The organism is Shewanella sp. Scap07 (assembly GCF_013394145.1).
Classification (GTDB): Bacteria; Pseudomonadota; Gammaproteobacteria; order Enterobacterales; family Shewanellaceae; genus Shewanella; species Shewanella waksmanii.
On the sequence record NZ_CP041329.1, the window covers coordinates 3,219,154 to 3,237,309 of the forward strand.

Sequence of the window (18,156 nt, forward strand, 5' to 3'; positions counted from 1 at the left end):
TATTACCAATTTGAAGCTATCCTATCCACTACCGTTCCATCTGCTTTTGCATATGGTCTTAATCTCACTGTCATTTTTTTGCTCATTCTTGCTTCGCCGTAGTTTACCTCAATATTGAGACGAAATAAGTCACTTTTTGACAAAATAATCCCCTCTTGATCATACACTCCAGTTAGCTGACTAAATTCTCCACGATTTAATGCACCATTTTTCCGCAATTCAAGAATATCCTTTACATCGCTATTCAAAAATGCGGACAAAATGGGTTCTGGCGCCACCATTGGATTAAAATAGCTGACACGGGGCACAGTTAACAAGGGTTTAAGTTCGCGCCATAATTGATCATCCACACCTTTAACTAAACGGACTTCAGACTTTAATGTAATTGCTGAATTTCGAGGCCCAATATCGTAGTCTCCAGCTTCTGCTCCATTGAGTCGTTTTAAATCATCTTCGTCTTGCCAATCAAGTAAGCTATCGGTCACTGTACTAGCAACATCTGCCGTGCCGCCAAGGTTTTGGATAGTTCGCCTAAGTAATGTCTGGTCTGGAAACCTTACACTCAATAGCCCCGCGACATCCTGTATTTCAACTTGAGTGTGCTTATCGATCGCAATAGGGTGTGCATAAAAATTGTAACCTTCAGGTAACGGATATAGTTGGCTCTCTACGGACTCTTTAGTCAACATTTCGAACAACACCCTCGATTCAGCTGAACGAACTAATAAACCTGCTAACACCCTATCATTAGCTGTTTGTGCAACAGAAACCTGCTGCCTTGCTGTAATAGTGAGATATAACGCTAAAATAGAAATAATTGCGCTAATTAACAATACCTGAAGTAAAGCAATACCTTTCTGTTTAGTATGCTTTAATTCTATAAACTTTTGACGGAACGAAGATTTGATACGCATATTATTGTCCAGGTATCTCTAAACCCCTTTCTGGGTGTGAAGCATAGCTAGCATTAAATGATATCGAAACCACTCTAGCATCTTTTGCCTGATAACGAACAACCAATCTCGCGGCTTCTGGAAACAGACCAGTTCTTACTGCATCATATGTTTTGTGCCACGATTTATCTGCTTTTCCGATACCAGACATTTGCACTGTCTTATCATTCAACGTCGCCCATCCAAAATATTGAAACTCTGCATCAGTTACGTTATCAATAACCACTATCTTATGAGTAAACTGAAAACTCTGATTTGGTTCGGACAGGACTATACTATTGGCGTTCACCTCTCGGTATACCAATTGCTTTACTTGAGGGTTTTCCGGAGACTTCTCGATTGATAATCTATAAATAACCCCTTCATCACCAAAAACACCATATTGACTTACCGCTAGTATGCTATCAGCACCACCAACAAAGTAGAGCCCTTTTTTAGAATCGGCTTTACTGATTACCAATGGAATAGTGCTTTGAAGTACTCGTCTACTCAGCTCAACATTCTTTACGAAAGCAGCAGTTTCTTGGTAGTTACCCAACTCACTTTGCCACCTGTTACTAAACAAACTATAACTATAACTTGCGATGAACAGCACTAAACTGAGGAGTGCGGTTGAAATGAGCAATTCTATTAAGGTAAACCCTCTTTGAAGTTGTTTATAAGGCTTCATTAAGGCTCTAGGTTCCAGCTAAATTCAACGTATCGGTATTGACGTTCGTATTCCTTATAACTGGCGTCTAATTCGACTTGCCACAACTTGAAACGCTTGTTCTGGTCTACAGATAATCCTGCTTCTGGCAACATTTGCGGCGGGGCAGCTTGAAAATCTATCATTTTAGCTGTCCAACTGTAGTCTGCTTCTCCCATACTAGCGTTTCCAGATAACTCTTCAACGTTCCCTTGCCCTTTCAGACGTATTTCCGCTTGTATTGTGTCAGCGATTACTGGCACAAGACCATTAATATAGATGCTTCTTTCAGCCTTATGACTTGAAAGTACAGCGCCTCGATAAATTAGGGTTGTGGTTGCAATAACCAAAAACATAATAAAGCCAGCAACAAGCACCTCCATCAGGGTAAAACCTTGTTGCTTGGAATTTAAGTTAAAGCTCTTCACTCAGCAGACCCTACAAAACTAAGTTCGATTGCATAGCGTTCTGCTCCTAGTTGGTACGTCGCTTGGGTCTTTGAATAGAAGCCATTTTTGTTCAAGGCAATCATTTGCGGCTGAAAAAACAATGAAGCAAACTGAATTTCGTCAACAATAACTTCTTTCTCGCCGACTATGTTCGCCGAAGCAATTCTGCCCTCAAGCGATACCAAAAGTGGCTGCCCGCGATTGAAAGCAGTATACGACACTTTATCCAGCCAATTTTTGAACTGCATTTCTTCAGTTCGGACATTCATTTTATCTACATTTCGAACCGCTAAAGGGCCAACCAAGCTTAATAGTGTACCCATGATAACCAACACTACTATCAACTCTATAAGTGTAAAACCGTTGGTTTTAGGTCTAGAAGCCAACATCATTCACTGCAACCATGCTCATCAACATAACCACGACGACACCGCCCACGATCCCCCCCATAAACAGAATCAATAGTGGCTCAATAAGCGTGGTCATTTTCTCAGTCCAAGACTCAAACTCCTGTCTACTTCGGTTAGCTATTTCATCAAAAACTTTTGATAAATTACCTGACTCTTCACCTACTTCTAGCAGCGAAATGTAAAAATCAGGAAATAACGAGGTTTGCTTTAATGAGGGTGATAGGCTGTGTCCATGTTTAACCTTGCTTCGGACAATTTCCATCTCGCGTTGTAGCACCTGGTTCTTGATATTACCTTTTGCGAGAAAAAGCGCTTTATCTATCGGTAGGCCAGCCTGCAACATCATGGCCAAAGCACTGTTAAATCTAATTCGTTCGGTCACCAATACCGAATTAGCCAACCCTGGAATTTTAAGCAATGTCTCTTGCCAAACTTTCAAAAAGTTTGGTTGCTTAAATAAGTGTACCAATGAAAACCCGCCGGCTACTATACCAATAGCCATGAATACCTGATACTCCTGCATCCAGTTGCTTAATCCTAAGAGAGCTTGCGTATACCAGGGCAGAGTCTCAGGATCTGTAAATAACACTGACAGCTTTGGGACAATAAAGTTGAAAATAAATACAATACATAAAATACAAACGGCTAAAATGACAAACGGGTAGGTCAAAGATGAGATGATTTTTCGTTGTAAATCACGCCTAAATTTTAAGTCCTCTGCTAACTTGGCAAAAATTTCAGGAAGATTACCTGATGCTTCTCCAAGCTCAACTAAGTTGATATAAAGCGGGTCAAAAACATCATCATGGGCCTTAAGAGCTTCCGAAAGACTTTGCCCTTTAGATATTGAGCTGCTGATATCACTTAACAATTTCACCAAAGCTGGTTGGGCTTTAGAGCGCTTAATGATATCTAGCCCTTTGTCAATTCTAACTCCACTTGACAGCAACAAGCTCAACTCTGCTGTCAGGAATTCCAAATCAGCCAAAGAAACCTTTTTAGAAGAAGAAAAGATCGACGCTGCAGACTCTTTATTCTCAACAACTTCAGAAGCAAGCAGGCCTAGCGCTTTAATCTGGTTAATCGCAGCCTGCTTATCAATGGCTTCCAGCTGACCATCGAGCCTAGCCCCTGCTTTGTCATAAGCCTTGTACGTATACACTTTCATTAGCCAGCCACTCGCAACACTTCTTCTACAGTGGTTTGCCCTAGTAACGCTTTATAAAAACCGTCCTCTAATAGGTTTCGCCTGCCACTGGCACTATTATGCTGCCTTGCTTTAGCAATAAAATCAGAGTCTTTTGGTAACTTCATAATTTCTTCATCGCATCGCAGGTACTCATTTACTGCTATGCGCCCTTTATAACCAGTATGACCGCATGCATCACAACCCATCCCTTTTACTAAACTGGGCTTAGATAAATTAAACTTTGTTGCGAGTTTATCTAAATCATACTTTGCTATCAGTTGCGCTGATTCAGGATCTTCCGCAGCGCAATGCTCACACGTGCGTCGTGCTAAACGCTGCGCGACAATAGAAATCAAAGCTGCGTTAAGTAAAAACTCATCTACACCTAAATCTAGCAAACGCGTATATGCACTCGCTGCATCATTTGTATGGACTGTCGAAAAAACCAAGTGCCCAGTCAATGCAGACTGCATTGCAATACGCGCTGTTTCTTTATCTCGAATTTCACCCAACATAATAATATCGGGATCTTGACGTACGATGCTTCTCAAACCGGCAGAAAAATCAAAACCAATATCACTGTTTACTTGCACCTGATTGATACCTTCTAACTGGTACTCCACAGGATCTTCTAACGTGATAATTTTGACATCATCATCATTCAGTTCATTGAGAAAGGTATATAAAGTCGTTGTTTTACCACTACCTGTAGGGCCAGTAAGTAAGATAACTCCGGCAGTTTTAGCCAAATCCTGATTAACGTAATTCTGAACATCATCAGCTAACCCAAGTACTTCCATGTCATATTTAACCGACTCTTTACGTAAAAAGCGCATGACCACGCTTTCGCCTTCGTTCAAAGGGAGTGCAGAGACACGAATATCAAGTTCTTGGTTTGCAATTTTCATTGCTATCTTACCATCTTGAGGACGACGACGTTCCGCGATGTCCATACCTGACAATATTTTCAAACGGGTTACAATAGGTAATTGCATTCTTGGCGCTAGGCGTTCGACTTCATGCAAGACACCATCTATTCGATACCTAACTCGGTATCTTCCTTGAAATGGTTCTAAATGCATATCGGATGCACCTTGCCTTAACCCCCTTGAAATCAGAGAGTTAAGCAAGTTTACTGTAGGAGCTTCAGACGCCAACTCACGTAGACGCTCTTCCTCATCACCAATTATTGCATCATCATTATCTGCTGTTGCATTCAAATTGAACTTTCTGTTGAGCGTCTGTATATCCGCTTCAGTACCAATAATGATATTAGCTTCTATATTAAATCGACGAATAAACTCATTAACAGACAGATCTAACGGATATTTAGCGGCAAAAGTCCAACGTTCTCCCTCTACAGCTAACAAACTCCAGCATGCTGCTTCTAACAACGAAAACGTTTCTGGCTCAATGTCTGGTACTTCAGCCTCTAACCACTCTGTAATATCTAATTCCGGCAGTTGAAAATAACGACTGTAAACCTCAGGTAAACTATCTTCTGGCAAACTGCCCAAGTTGACCAGTATTTGCTCTAAATGACCACCATATTTAGCCTGGTACTTCAAAGACTTATCTAGGTCACCATCAGTAATTTGAAACTCGGTAGAAAGCAACTCTGGCAAGGTCATCATTTATGTACGATATCCTCATTATCGCCCTCACCACCAGGTTGGCCGTCTTTACCATAAGAAGCTAGAAAATATGCCTTACCATCTTCTCCAGGTTTCTTGTAAGCATAAGGGTTGCCCCATGGGTCTAAGGGTAGATCTTTTGGTAAATAAGGACCATCCCAAGTTGGTTTGTCGCTTTTGCGTAACTCTTCTAACGTATCTGGGTAATCCCCGTTATCTAAACGAAAAGTATCAAGTGCTGTTTCAAACATTTGCATCTGTGCCGCTGCAGTTTTCTTTTGAGATGAGCTGACCTTAGAAAACATCGCCGGGGCCACCAGAGAGGCTAACAGACCAATAATGACGATTACGATAAGCAGTTCAATTAGAGTAAAACCACGTTTGCTTTTTTGCTTCATTTTTTAGTCACCAAAAATTTAAGTGTTGTGGATACTATCAATCTTGTTGGCACATCGGCAATACTTGAAGGCATATAATGTGTTGCACCATATGTTATGTAAATACTTGGATGAATTTCAGCAGTAAGTGTTGACCTTTTGATACGAGTTTATAGTCGGTTCTTTACCGCCTGAAAGGCGTATGAAAAAAAGTAGTATAGCGACTGAATTAACCCTAGTTTTTCAATTTCTCTATACACTCTCCACTGATATTTAGCTGCGATTACCTTGTTTGCTGACACAGAGGAAACACCAACATAATAATCGGCCAAACTCTCCTGAATACCATAAGCCCGATCAGTCTTTTTGAGAATTCTTAGCCACAAAGCTAAATCTTGCCTTTTGGCAATGTTAGGCATATAAACTTTACCCAACTGCAAACTATCGTAGCAAGCCGTTAAACAGCCAATACTATTGGTTTTCAAAATATCGTGATAGCAAACAGATGAGGGGACAGTCATAGTACCCAGCTTACGTCCATCTTCATGAATTCGCTCGTAGCCGGTATAAGACAGCGTAACCTGACGATCAAGCATAAATTTAATTTGCTTTTCCAACTTGTCTTTGTGCCAAGTATCGTCTGCATCTAAAAAAGCAATAAAACGGCCTTTTGCAGCTTGAATAGCTCTGTTCCTAGTTACGGCTGGCCCTGCATTCCATTCTCTCTTAATCAGCTTAATGCGCGTGTCCATATCAACATACTGTTGAATCACTTCACACGTAGCATCACCTGAGCAATCATCGGCAATCAGCATTTCCCAATTTTGATAACTTTGACCAAGTACTGAATCAATCGTTTTAGCAATAGATTTACTACAATTAAACGACGGCGTAATAATTGAAACTAGATGTTCATTTTTCATAATAAAGCAAACTAATTAAAGTTAGTTTTTAAGTACCCTTTATATAAAGACAAAAAAGCCGATCGGTTCCGTAACTTAAACTTTTTGCGGTTTTTCAAGTAAAATAAAAAAAGCATAGGAATTGCAGCCATGTTGCCAAAAATGTCTCTGAATGCAACCCCTCTACAAACCAGCGAGCTTTCATCTTCAAATACTTTACCAGAAGAAAGTTTAGGGTGATGCGCAATTATAAGTGGCATGTAACCTATTTTTAATCCTTTTGACATTAACCTAGCCAAAAAAACAGGCTCATCACAGGCAGGTAAATTTGTACCAGCCCCTAGATACTCAGGAAACTTAACATCACTTGCTCTTACATCACTAACTCTAAACGCCACTTCTATTGTGCCGACTTTCAATATAGACAAACGGTTGTGTATCGCCTGCTTCTCACTGTAATCTTTAAGTAACTGAACATTGCCGATCTCTGCGGCCTGAAAGGTTAAAACACTACACTCAGGTCGCACTTTGAAACTCTCTATTATTGTGCTAAATAAATCCATTGGGAGTTCTACATCATCGTCCATGAACAAGCCATATTCACTTTCAACTTTTGAAAGTGCAATATTTCGGCTTTTTGTTACACCTTTAGAAAAAGATTGAATATAAGTCACATCTGACCGAGTGCTATTCAACTTGCTAACATAATTACTATAATCAACACCATCAGTATGTTGATGAACTATTATGTAATGAATAAGAGGATTCTCTTCCAATAACACACTATCTAGCATCAACAACCTTGCATTATATGTCGATACTAGAACTGAAAGCGTTGCACAAGTCATATAATATTCACTCAACTCTTCTTCAGACTGTCATAAAAATTCTTTATAATTGGAAAGTTATCTACGATGTACAAATTTAAAGCTGACTTATAATTTTTAGAATGTACATTTTTCAATAGTGTTCTTAAACCAAAATGAGCCCCTGATATTTTATGTTCCATGATGTTCATAGATTTAAGCTGCTGACTTGACATCGAATTCTTATTTTTTTCTATAAAGCGTTTAAAACCCAAAAGCTTTCTACTACTACTGGAGGATATTCGCTCCCCTCCATGCCCTTTTTCCAAAACATAATTACATGCAGCTATTTTCAGGGCTTTAGGTGTGTGTAGTAACAATCTAACCCAAGTGTCATAGTCTTGAAATGCTGGCATGTTGACATCGAAACCACCAATCTGTTCAAATTTGGTTTTTGTCGTTAATACCTGGTTACCAGCTAGGTTATAGTTATACATCTGTTCTAAGCCGAACTCTCCTGACTCAAATCCATAACTTCTATCTATCCTTTTACCGTCTGGCATCAGTTCTTGCACATTAGCACATACAAAAGCGTACTCATCTCTATAGGCCGCAACTAAATCTGAAACCCTTGTTTTGCAAAAAAAATCGTCGTCATCTAAACCTGTGATATAGTGCCCTGTAGCCTGTTGTATAGCTTTATTCCGAGAAAAGCATGCACCGGATATGATTTCATTCCTAAGATATTTAAAATCATAATTCTTTAGTAATTGTTCAACTAATTCTTGTGTGTCATCAGTGGAGGCATCATCCACCACTATCACCTCTAAAGCGGAATAGTCTTGACTAAAAACAGATTCAATTGCTCGCTTCAATAAAGAACTACGATTTTGCGTAATTATATATACCGATACTAATTTCATCATTAGACCTTTGAAAAATTTTTAGAGTCTTCTTTAGAATTATAGTCCCTTGCTGTTTGAAACATACCAATCCGATAGCAAATGAAAATCAAAGAAACAACCCAAAGAAAGTGAGGGCTGAGATATTCTGAACGATACAAGCACGTAATTGAAAGGTGCAAGCTTAATAAAAGCCCCAATTCATAATATTTATTAAAAAGATAATTTTTGAGGCCAAAATAAATTAGATAACCTAGGAAAAATATAATACAGGCTAGACCTATAAATCCTCCTTCCCAAATCATATCTAAATAAAAATTATTTGTAATTCTAAAAAGAAATTCTTCCTTAGCAAGGCCAAATTCCGGTAATACCGACATAGTTGCCATACCGTGACCTACCAACAACTCTAAAAAGCTGCTCTGAGAAATAAGTATCCCTAAGGAAGAAAGAAACTGACTCCTAGCAGACTTACCGGCTGCCTCACCTTGAAACTTGTAATACAGAAATTCTAGTAGAATATCCCCTACAGAAAGTAAAATACCTAATCCTAGCAATGCCAATATAATAAAGAGTATATCTTTACCTTTTAAATATCCGCTAACCAAACTTCTATACAAGGAGAGAGCGCCGATAATAATCAATATGAGCATCATATTGACATAAACCCCGCCAGAAAATGAAAAAACGACAACAAATCCACCTAAAAAATATGCAAAAAGCTTTTTCTTTGAAGATGCAATTAAAACACTACTTAACAATAGAAACTCAATTAACAATGGAGATAAATAATTAGGTTCCTCAGCGATCGATGTCAACCTTTTGGGCACAACACTTCTAATTGCACTTGGCACTCCATGCATCCAGTCACGTGTTTCGATAAAGAAGGGGAAACCAAGCATATTGCCTACAAACTGCCAATGCCCAAGCAAAACAAATAGTAAACCGGTAAAAAAAGCTACCTTAAGTGATCTAATTAACTCTGACTCGTCAGCATAAGCTAACCAGGAGTTAATAATCATCATCGTAAAAATAACCGTAACAAAAGTAAAAATTCTGCCAAAAATAACAGAACTAACAAACTCGCCGGTAAGTTGCTCTCGAGTAAGGATAATTGCAAAGAGCGAAACTATAAAACTAAAAAGATATAGCGAACTAGGTATTGTGGAAAATTTGAGCAGCTTAATCTTCCCACCAAGTAGTAAACAAAGAAAAATAGTTATACTTGAGGCAAAAAATATTAATAAAATATTAATCTTATTAAATTCAGTAACGGAAAATGGCCCTATAGCCATGAACATGACCATAAAGCCCGTCAAGATATTCTTTTTGGACAGGTAACGTGGTAAGCGCATTTACTTTCTAATTAATATGTGTCTAATTAGAGCGATAAATATAGCTAAGAAACCACCTAAAAAGCTCCCTAAAACACATATCAATGCTCTACTCGGTGCAGCTTTCTCCTCTGGGACTACGGCAGGATCTATAACTTTGAAGACATACTCTTCCTGTACTTCAGCTAGCATCAATTTTTTAGTTTGTTCCTCAATAAGCTGATAGAAAACTCTTTGCATTTCGGAAATCTTAGTTTCGCTAATTTTTTGCTGTATATACGAGATATTTGCTTCAAACTCTTGAACATCTTCTTTTTTGATCCAAGTGTTAATATCTTCAACCAGCCACTTAGCCCATTGCTGAGCAAGAACTGGAGATTCTGAACTCACCGACAACCGAACAAAACCGTTTGACGGATTTTTTTCATATTCTACGAGTAAATTAAACTCTTTATATGCTTCCCATGCTGTGGGTACCGAAGACTTACCTTCATCAACTTCTCTTACCCAAACCATTTCGTCGACATCATAAATATCTGGGTTAATCACAATGGTTCCACTACTACTATCCCATTTTTCCATAGCCATTAGCGGGACTAAAATCTCTCTATTTTCGATAAAGTTCTTTGTAAACGTTCTCGACTTCAAAGTTTCAAGCGCCAAATCCAAACGTGAGCTTCCTTGACTAGCGCCAATATTGAAACCCGCCATCGCGGCTATCCCACCTAATTGCGACGCTGCTGTCGAAATTTGAGAGTCCTCAGAAACAGGGGCAAGCAACACCTCTGCTTTAAACACATTTGGTTTAGATAAGGCGAATAAAACTGACCCAATTGCAAACGCAGATGTAATTATTACGATCAACCATTTCTGGGCTAATAGTGAAGAGAAAAGTTCTTTAATATCGATTTCAAATTCTTGCTTTTGCATTATTTATTCAACTAACTAAGACCTAAATAAGAACAGGCTGAAAATTCAATTTATTTTCAATAAACTATATAGATGCTCTACCTAAATGATATCGCTTAACGTCCTGCACCAAACAATACAACTTTGACTGTTTTTAACAGGATTTTGATATCTAGGAAGGTACTATGGTGTTTAATGTAATAGATGTCATACTTGTGCTTCCAAACTGCATCTTCTATTGATGCGCCATAAGGATAACTTACCTGCGCTAACCCCGTCACACCTGGCTTTACAGCGTGGCGAAATCGGTAATATGGGATAGATTTTTCAAGGTCAGAAATGAACACTTCTCTCTCAGGCCGTGGACCAATAATTGACATTTCACCTTTAAGGATATTGATGATCTGTGGCAATTCGTCTATCCGTGTTTTGCGTATAAACTTGCCGACTTTAGTCACACGACTATCATTTTTTATTGCCCACTGTGCTCCTGACTTTTCAGCATCAGTACACATAGAACGAAATTTAATCACTTCAAACTCATCATTGTACTGACCAACTCTTTTTTGACGATACAAAATGGGTCCCTTGCTTTCAACTTTAATCGCTATAGCAGTAATCAAGCAAACAGGTAAAGCGATTAAGCTTAGTATGGCAGCAGCAAGTAAATCAATGACGCGCTTTGCCAATTGAGTCCGTTTTGTTGAAAGGATCGAAAAGGCTTTTTGATGTAAAAAGTATCCACTATGTAGTAGGTGTACTTCAGTATACCCCAAGCGTGTGTCTAAATAGCTCACTAGAGGCTCTACCCAAGCACCTAACTCGGTAGCTTTAACCAAAAAGCCCCGCTGTTGCTTATTAAGACTCGAGCTCTCATAGTGGCATATGACTTTTTTGTCGTAATTCTCAAGTTCATAGTCATTTACAACAATATCAAAATCATAATCCTTCACGATATCAGCAATTTCTGCTTCTTTACCTGCTGGACAATAGACATAAATAATATTTTGGGTGAGTGCTTTACCTTTCGACTTAATTCGATTAACTGGCTTAACTTCGAATGCGTTGCTTTGAACTGATTCTTCTATCTTCATGTCCATTGAGCCACCACAGTCAATTGTTTTAAAGTTAAATGCGTAGCCATAAATTACCTTGCTTGTTTGGATATTGCCGCAGAATGTTTTAATTCTGCGGCCTAAAAAAAGAGAACTACTAGGTTTAAGGTCGCTAGATTAACCCAGTTAAAGGTTGGCAACCGTAGCAAACGCCACCGCTGTGTTATAGATAATACTAGTCACCTGGGTCCAAAGTGCTAGATTATCTTTATATTCTGTATCCAGCGGTACAATAATCGTGTCACCTGGCTGTAAACTATCTTCACTACTAAACCACATTGAGCGCTTTGGCAGCATAACCGAGCCATTGGCTTTAATAACATAAGTTCTACCTTCGTCGGCCCTTTCACGCATTCCACCAGACATATTTAGATACTGGTCAATCGTTAACCCATCTTTAAATCGATGCGTTGCTGCATATTGAACCTCACCCATAACAGCAATAGTCTGTTTAGTAGATGGGACGTATAACACGTCTGAATCTTCTAACTGTAAGTCTGCTTTTTCAATCCCAACTGAAATTGCTGACAAATCAACGACCAAGCGTCCAACCGCTTCAATATTCTCTAGATCTGTCAACATAAGTTGAGCATCGGAATAATTAACCACATCGCCGTCTTTAGATACACCACGAGTGGCAATATCCCTGCGTAACTGGTCAGCCAGCTTTTTGATTTCTAGCTGTTCTTGTAATCTCACTGATTCACGTACAAAAACAGACGATGGTAGATAAGCATATTCAGTAAAACCACCCGCTCTCTCTAGTACGTCTTTTAGTGTCTCACCCCGGCGAATGTTATAGATACCAGGGAAACGCACCTCTCCACGTATTTCAACTGATTTGTTCTCCTGCCACTCTGGCGTCGTCATTACAGTCAAAATATCTCGTCCCTGAAGCTTAAGGTTGGCGCTACTTTCACCATTGAGCGCTGCCTGTAAGTCGACATTTTCATGCTTTATACTTGAACCAGAAGTTAAAGTCACTGTACGGGTTAATTCAGCCCTTGCCGTATAAGCACCTTCTTTTAGCCCGCCCGCTGCGCTGACTATTTCACTGACTTTGGCATTTACGGATAAGGGGTACATCCCTTCGTTATAAACTTGGCCTTTAATTGCAACAACTTTTACTTCGTCACCTGAGCGACTTTGATGATTAAGCTGCATAATAATTGGATATAGTAACTCTGCTCTATTCATCAATCCACTCAGTTTAATGAGTTCAGGATCGTCAAATAGATTAGCCATCATGCGATTAACTTCGCCTTTTATCGCCAAAGCTTCGTCATCTTGCTGTTGCTCTTTAGCTACAACAACACCACCAAGTTGACTTCTGTTCTTTAACCTTTGGTTTTCTAATTGAGAAAAACCCGCCTTGAAAAGATCTTTTGATAATGAGCTATCACCTACTAATTGAACAACTTTTTCGACTCGCTCTCTAACAAGAGAATTTAATTCGAAACGATTTTGCGCATCATCCCTAAAATTAAAGAATAACAGGTTATCCCGCGGCTCGAGGACGATATCATCACTCGCAGCTCTATCAATGATGGCTTTTTTGGGTGAGAACTGGTGGACTTCGATATCACCATGTCGGTTAATTTCCCGCACAACAATCGCGTAGTTAAGATCAACCGAGGAAGTTAAGTCTCCCCAAACTGAAGGCAATAATTGACTTACGCGGATGCCTTGATGCCACTGATAACGACCAGGCCTAACTACGGCTCCTAATACTGTTATCGCATCTTGAAACTGCAATGATGAAGATTTAACTTTGACAATATCACCAGCTCTTGCTGGCGCATTTCTTCCAGTAGAGCTTGACAGATCTAATGTCTTTATTGATTTTAGTCCCTGATTGGTGAACCGCTCTACACTGCTACTTTGAGGATAAGCCCCACCAGTGAGCCCACCAGCCATATCAACAACGTCACCAATTGTCTCTGAGCCCTTAAGTTCATAAATCGCAGGACGTCTTACTTCTCCATCTACTGAGACTAATCCACCTACCGAGGGAATGAAGACAACATCACCAGATCTTAGACGTAAATCTTTCGAAGCATCACCACGCATTAACAGATCATATAGATCCAGACTGCCAATTAGCTTGCCGTTACGTTTGAGCTGAATGTTACGCAGTGAACCAATTTCTGCTATTCCACCAGCAACAAATAATGCCTGAGTAATAGTCGATAAACTTGAGACCGTATATGATCCCGGCTTATATGCATCACCAGCAACAAACACTCTTATAGATCTGAGTTCACCCATGGTGATATTCGATTCAACACCAATCATTTGCTGCCGAATACGGTCTGATAGGGTCTTTCTCAAATCTTCAAATTTCAATCCAGACACAGAAATAGGCCCAAGCTCTGGAAACTGAATATTACCATCACGACTTATCACCAAGTCATACTCACGGTTTTCTTTACCGTAGAGTTGAACCTTGATGTTGTCTCCAGGACCAACTAAATATTCGCTTGGGATTGGGATATCTGTTACCGGCGCAAAAGTTGTAGGCTCACCGGCAAATAAGTCATACCCATATGGTTGTAACTTCTTAGTATCCTGTGCTTTTTGGTCTTTTAAAAATTGAGCTACCTCTTCTACAAGCAGTTGCTGTTGACGGTATTCTTCGGCCTTTTCATCTTCAACTTCTCTGGGGTTGATAACGAATGGCTCAGAAGCCATTTGGCTAGATTGCCCAGAGTTCATTTGAGCTGGATCCAGTCCATATTGTCTCGCCACCCGCTCTTGTTCAGCTTTTGGTAGTTTTTTAAATTGTTCAATCATTTGTGGAGAGGGGGTTGCTGCATAGACGCTGCCTATAAACACACAGAATAATGCTAACCCCGTTAGCATAACTTGTTTGAATTTTACTAACACCGATAACTCTCCAAGACTTAACTTTATACTTTTAGAACTATAACTAACCTGAATTAGGCAAGAAAATCACTACACAATACGATTGGAAAATATTAGAACTAGCTAATTCCATTACTCATATAGGTCAACAACATCTTTTACAGACCAGCATCCTTACATTTAATCGCTAGATTATACGCATTATTTTTTTGCAGTACAGTAGAAGATTCAACGGCTCAGCCAGCATAACAGCCTATTAACAATATGGATAAAGCCCCAAAACAGTAGGCAGTCATAGAAAACAAACGAGTATGCAATTTAATAGGCAAAGCAATGCGGTACCGAAAGTCACCAAACAAAATGTAAGTTAGTCTCTCGTCAATAAAGGCTGGACAGACACTAAGTATTAAAAAAACCAAAAGAAGTGCTTACACTGTTCACTGTTGAGTAAAACAGTTCCGCTAATTCACTAGAAAGAATTCAAACAATCCGTACATACGCCCGTAAATCCATATCGCGCTTTTGGTTGTCTTATGAAATTCAAAAACAGTCCAATAGTCGATACCGATACCCAGCCAACATGCTGTAGGGGGCTCCGGTCGTTTGCTTGACTAAACCTCAACTAATGGTTTACACCCGAAACAGGCTATTTTGTCAACATTTAAGCTGCCAGAATTGACTTTAGTCCAATTAAAAAGGTATATAAGATGGGTTTCGGCGTGTTTTCTGCGCCAAATATTAAAATATAACAAAATCAATCAACAATCGCGTAACAAAAAACAAGCTAAAGTTGCTTAAAAAACAACACCATAATGATTTTTTGTACAGGTTGTTGAAACTTAAAAATATTCGCACAACATATTTTCTGACGTGATCTCACGCAGACAATCACAAGCTTAAGGTGGAAGACTTAATGAGCGCAGCAAAACCCCAAGGGACGATGCTCGGACATCCGAAGGGATTGTTCCTTCTTTTTACAACAGAATTATGGGAACGATTCAGTTACTACGCGATGCGCGCCATTTTGGTGCTTTATCTCGTTGACGCAGTTCAATCGCAAGGTGGTCACGGTCTAGGTTGGACCCAAGCCGATGCCCTTTCTTTATATGGTACATTCACAGGTCTTGTCTATTTAACCCCACTTATTGGTGGTTGGCTAGCTGATGCATACCTAGGTCAACGTAAGGCCATCATCATCGGTGGTGCGTTAATGGCGGCTGGCCAGTTTATTCTTGGTACACCACACGCCTGGGTTCAAGGCATGGAAACTGAGGTTTTCTACATCGGTCTAGGTGTATTGATTATCGGTAACGGCCTATTCAAGCCAAACATCTCTACTATGGTGGGTGACTTATACGAAGAAGGCGATCATCGTCGTGATGGTGCATTTACTATCTTCTATATGGGTATCAACGTTGGTGCATTCTTATCGGGTATCATCGTAGGTTCTGTGGTGGCTTACTTTGATGGTAACTTCCAAGCTGGCTTCATCTGTGCTGGTATCGGTATGGTGCTGTCGTTAATCATCCAGTTCCTGTTCGCTCAGCGTCTTCTTGGCGACATTGGTCGTACCCCAGCAGCTCAAATCGAAAAAGCAAAAGCTGAAGCGAAAGGTGAAGTGCGCAAAGAGCCACTGACTAAAATTGAACGTGATCGAATTAAAGTAATTATGATCATGGGTCTATTCACCATCATTTTCTGGGCTGGTTTTGAGCAAGCCGGTGGCTTGATGAACCTATTCACCAATGACTTCACCGACCGTATGATTGGCGGCTGGGAAGTACCAACGACTTGGTTCCAATCATTGAACGCGATGTTCATTGTTATTTTTGCGCCTGTAGTTGCTTCGATTTGGATTCGCTTAGGTAAAAACGAGCCTAATTCGCCAGTTAAATTTGCAATGGGTCTAGTTTTACTCGGTATTGGTTTCCTATTCATGATTGGCGCGGTACTAGAAATGGGTGGCGACGCTAATGCCAAGTCAAGCATGTGGTGGTTAGTGGGTGCTTATTTCTTCCACACTATGGGTGAGCTTTGTTTATCTCCTATCGGTCTGTCTATGGTGACCAAACTGGCTCCTCTACGTATTGCATCACTAATGATGGGTGCTTGGTTCCTATTTGTTGCCGCAGCAAACAAGATTGGTGGTATCGTTGGCTCATTCATTGGTCATGGTGGCGCGAAAGAGGAGCAACTTGCTAATGCGATGTCAATTTTCGCTGGTATTGCCATCACCGCCGGTATTTCAGGTGTTATCTTGTACTTCATGGCTGATAAGCTAGTTGACTGGATGCACGGTGCGGAAGATGGTCATCATACTGAAGAGCAAAAGCTTGAAGAAGAAATTGCAGTAACAGCTGAACACGAAGCGATTAAGCGCTAGTAGTTCCCTGTTTTGCAAATAAAAAAGCCTCTCCAATAGTGAGAGGCTTTTTTCTATCCGTTGCTTAAGTAAATTCGCGAGCAACTCTTTACTTAACTGTTACCGAAGTATTCGATACAGTGTTGAACTCTCTTCAGAAAGAGAGCTGTACAAACCCACCTGGTGAAACCTCGGTTTGATACTCTAACCCACTAAACTGATTGGCTAACAACATCGCCTTATGCTGCTGTGTATTTGAAGTGATACAAAGGCTTTCGCCCGGCATTAAGTTGCGATGCTGCATACTCGGTTGCCCCCACTCTAATATGCCTAACTGTAGCGAATCAGCTAAAATGAGCGGCATTAACCCTTGCTGGTTACGGACATAGGTACGCAAGCCTTTGCCTGCTTTGGCTATTGAAGCGCGGTACAGGCTCAATTCAACGACAATATAGACAATATCAACATAGATATCTAAACCAGACTTGCTCATTTTATCATTAAGATAACTGAGCATATTAAACGGCTCAATAACAGAACTAGAGCTCCCTTCCCTGTACAGCCTTATCTTTTGGTCAACAAAGCTCTTAAGCAATACACTGGCAAACGCACAGCGATTGTCATGGGGGTGAAATTGCGCCATATAAACCACAATATGCTGCTCATCAATACTGGCGCTATCGATAAAATAAGCACTCACATTGTCATTTTTGAACAAACTGTAATCGACAGTCGCTTTGGGATAGGTTATTTCTGAAGGGGGAAACAACTGCTGCTGCACACTTTTTGCAGCCTCTGCATTTTGCTCCAACAAAACTAAGTTCTGCTCTAACTCTTGATAGGATAGCTCGTCTAATTCAGCCAACTGTACATCAGGCTGAGTTTGAAAATTCAAACATTGAACTATGGCGTTTTCAATCTGATAAAGATCGCCAACCGGTTTAACTAAATAATCTGATGCACCTAATCGCAGTGCCTCTACAACATCGGCCATGACATGGTTAGCAGAGATGACAATAGCCGGTACTTTTACTCCCCGGTTCATCATTTGCCGCAGCATCTCCAACCCACCCAATATGGGCATGCTCAAATCTGCTAGCACCACATCAAACTTTGCTTGATTAAACTTATCTAGTCCGCTTTGCCCATCTTCGGCCTCAGTCACTTCTGCACCGCGATTAACTAAGAACGCCGCCACGATTTGACGAAAAACGGGGTCATCCTCGACAAGTAAAACATCAACACCTTCTAGCGCCATATT

Annotated in this window: 16 protein-coding genes; 1 reads left to right on the forward strand and 15 read right to left on the reverse strand. The window is 40.1% G+C overall.

From position 1 onward, the window contains the following. Positions 1-2: 2 nt before the first annotated feature. The 14 genes from FLM48_RS14050 to FLM48_RS14115 form a co-directional block, all read right to left on the reverse strand. Positions 3-914 carry a general secretion pathway protein GspK gene (locus FLM48_RS14050; RefSeq protein ID WP_179025068.1) on the reverse strand — a complete coding sequence of 304 codons (912 nt, stop codon included), beginning with the start codon at positions 912-914 and terminating at the stop codon, positions 3-5. A 1-nt stretch (position 915) separates the two neighbouring features. Then, positions 916-1,623 (reverse strand): type II secretion system protein J, encoded by a 708-nt coding sequence (locus tag FLM48_RS14055; RefSeq protein ID WP_179025069.1) that lies wholly within the window; start codon positions 1,621-1,623, stop codon positions 916-918. Continuing rightward, entirely contained in the window at positions 1,623-2,069 is a 447-nt protein-coding gene (locus FLM48_RS14060; protein ID WP_179025070.1) for a type II secretion system protein, read from the reverse strand. The genes FLM48_RS14055 and FLM48_RS14060 overlap by 1 nt, the downstream gene beginning before the upstream one ends. Further along, on the reverse strand, positions 2,066-2,482 hold the full coding sequence (locus FLM48_RS14065; protein WP_179025071.1) for a Tfp pilus assembly protein FimT/FimU: 417 nt from the start codon (positions 2,480-2,482) through the stop codon (positions 2,066-2,068). Before FLM48_RS14065 ends, FLM48_RS14060 begins: the two co-directional genes overlap by 4 nt. Then, a complete protein-coding gene (locus FLM48_RS14070; RefSeq protein ID WP_179025072.1) occupies positions 2,466-3,668 on the reverse strand; it encodes a type II secretion system F family protein in 1,203 nt (400 codons plus the stop codon). Before FLM48_RS14070 ends, FLM48_RS14065 begins: the two co-directional genes overlap by 17 nt. Then, positions 3,668-5,320 (reverse strand): GspE/PulE family protein, encoded by a 1,653-nt coding sequence (locus FLM48_RS14075; RefSeq protein WP_179026379.1) that lies wholly within the window; start codon positions 5,318-5,320, stop codon positions 3,668-3,670. Before FLM48_RS14075 ends, FLM48_RS14070 begins: the two co-directional genes overlap by 1 nt. Continuing rightward, positions 5,320-5,721 carry a type II secretion system major pseudopilin GspG gene (gene gspG, locus FLM48_RS14080; protein WP_179025073.1) on the reverse strand — a complete coding sequence of 134 codons (402 nt, stop codon included), beginning with the start codon at positions 5,719-5,721 and terminating at the stop codon, positions 5,320-5,322. Before gspG ends, FLM48_RS14075 begins: the two co-directional genes overlap by 1 nt. 149 nt (positions 5,722-5,870) lie before the next feature. Further along, positions 5,871-6,623, reverse strand: coding sequence for a glycosyltransferase family 2 protein (locus tag FLM48_RS14085; protein ID WP_179025074.1), 753 nt, complete (start codon positions 6,621-6,623; stop codon positions 5,871-5,873). An 11-nt stretch (positions 6,624-6,634) separates the two neighbouring features. After that, on the reverse strand, positions 6,635-7,450 hold the full coding sequence (locus tag FLM48_RS14090) for a glycosyltransferase (protein WP_256870943.1): 816 nt from the start codon (positions 7,448-7,450) through the stop codon (positions 6,635-6,637). Between the two features lie 11 nt (positions 7,451-7,461). Then, positions 7,462-8,331, reverse strand: coding sequence for a glycosyltransferase (locus FLM48_RS14095; RefSeq protein WP_218645298.1), 870 nt, complete (start codon positions 8,329-8,331; stop codon positions 7,462-7,464). 2 nt (positions 8,332-8,333) lie between these two features. Further along, complete coding sequence (locus FLM48_RS14100) at positions 8,334-9,665, reverse strand: hypothetical protein (protein WP_179025077.1); 1,332 nt, start codon at positions 9,663-9,665, stop codon at positions 8,334-8,336. Continuing rightward, complete coding sequence (locus tag FLM48_RS14105) at positions 9,666-10,574, reverse strand: Wzz/FepE/Etk N-terminal domain-containing protein (RefSeq protein ID WP_179025078.1); 909 nt, start codon at positions 10,572-10,574, stop codon at positions 9,666-9,668. A 95-nt stretch (positions 10,575-10,669) separates the two neighbouring features. Then, positions 10,670-11,653, reverse strand: a complete 984-nt coding sequence (locus tag FLM48_RS14110; protein ID WP_179025079.1) for a sugar transferase — start codon at positions 11,651-11,653, stop codon at positions 10,670-10,672. A 141-nt stretch (positions 11,654-11,794) separates the two neighbouring features. Further along, positions 11,795-14,554, reverse strand: coding sequence for an SLBB domain-containing protein (locus FLM48_RS14115; protein WP_179025080.1), 2,760 nt, complete (start codon positions 14,552-14,554; stop codon positions 11,795-11,797). Between the two features lie 892 nt (positions 14,555-15,446). Between FLM48_RS14115 and FLM48_RS14120 the strand changes: the two genes are divergently transcribed. After that, positions 15,447-16,916: a peptide MFS transporter gene (locus tag FLM48_RS14120; RefSeq protein ID WP_179025081.1), complete on the forward strand. Its 1,470-nt coding sequence runs from the start codon at positions 15,447-15,449 to the stop codon at positions 16,914-16,916. A gap of 133 nt (positions 16,917-17,049) precedes the next feature. On the opposite strand, the gene FLM48_RS14125 is transcribed toward FLM48_RS14120, so the two are convergent. Then, positions 17,050-18,153 carry a response regulator gene (locus FLM48_RS14125; RefSeq protein WP_179025082.1) on the reverse strand — a complete coding sequence of 368 codons (1,104 nt, stop codon included), beginning with the start codon at positions 18,151-18,153 and terminating at the stop codon, positions 17,050-17,052. Between the last annotated feature and the right edge of the window lie 3 nt (positions 18,154-18,156).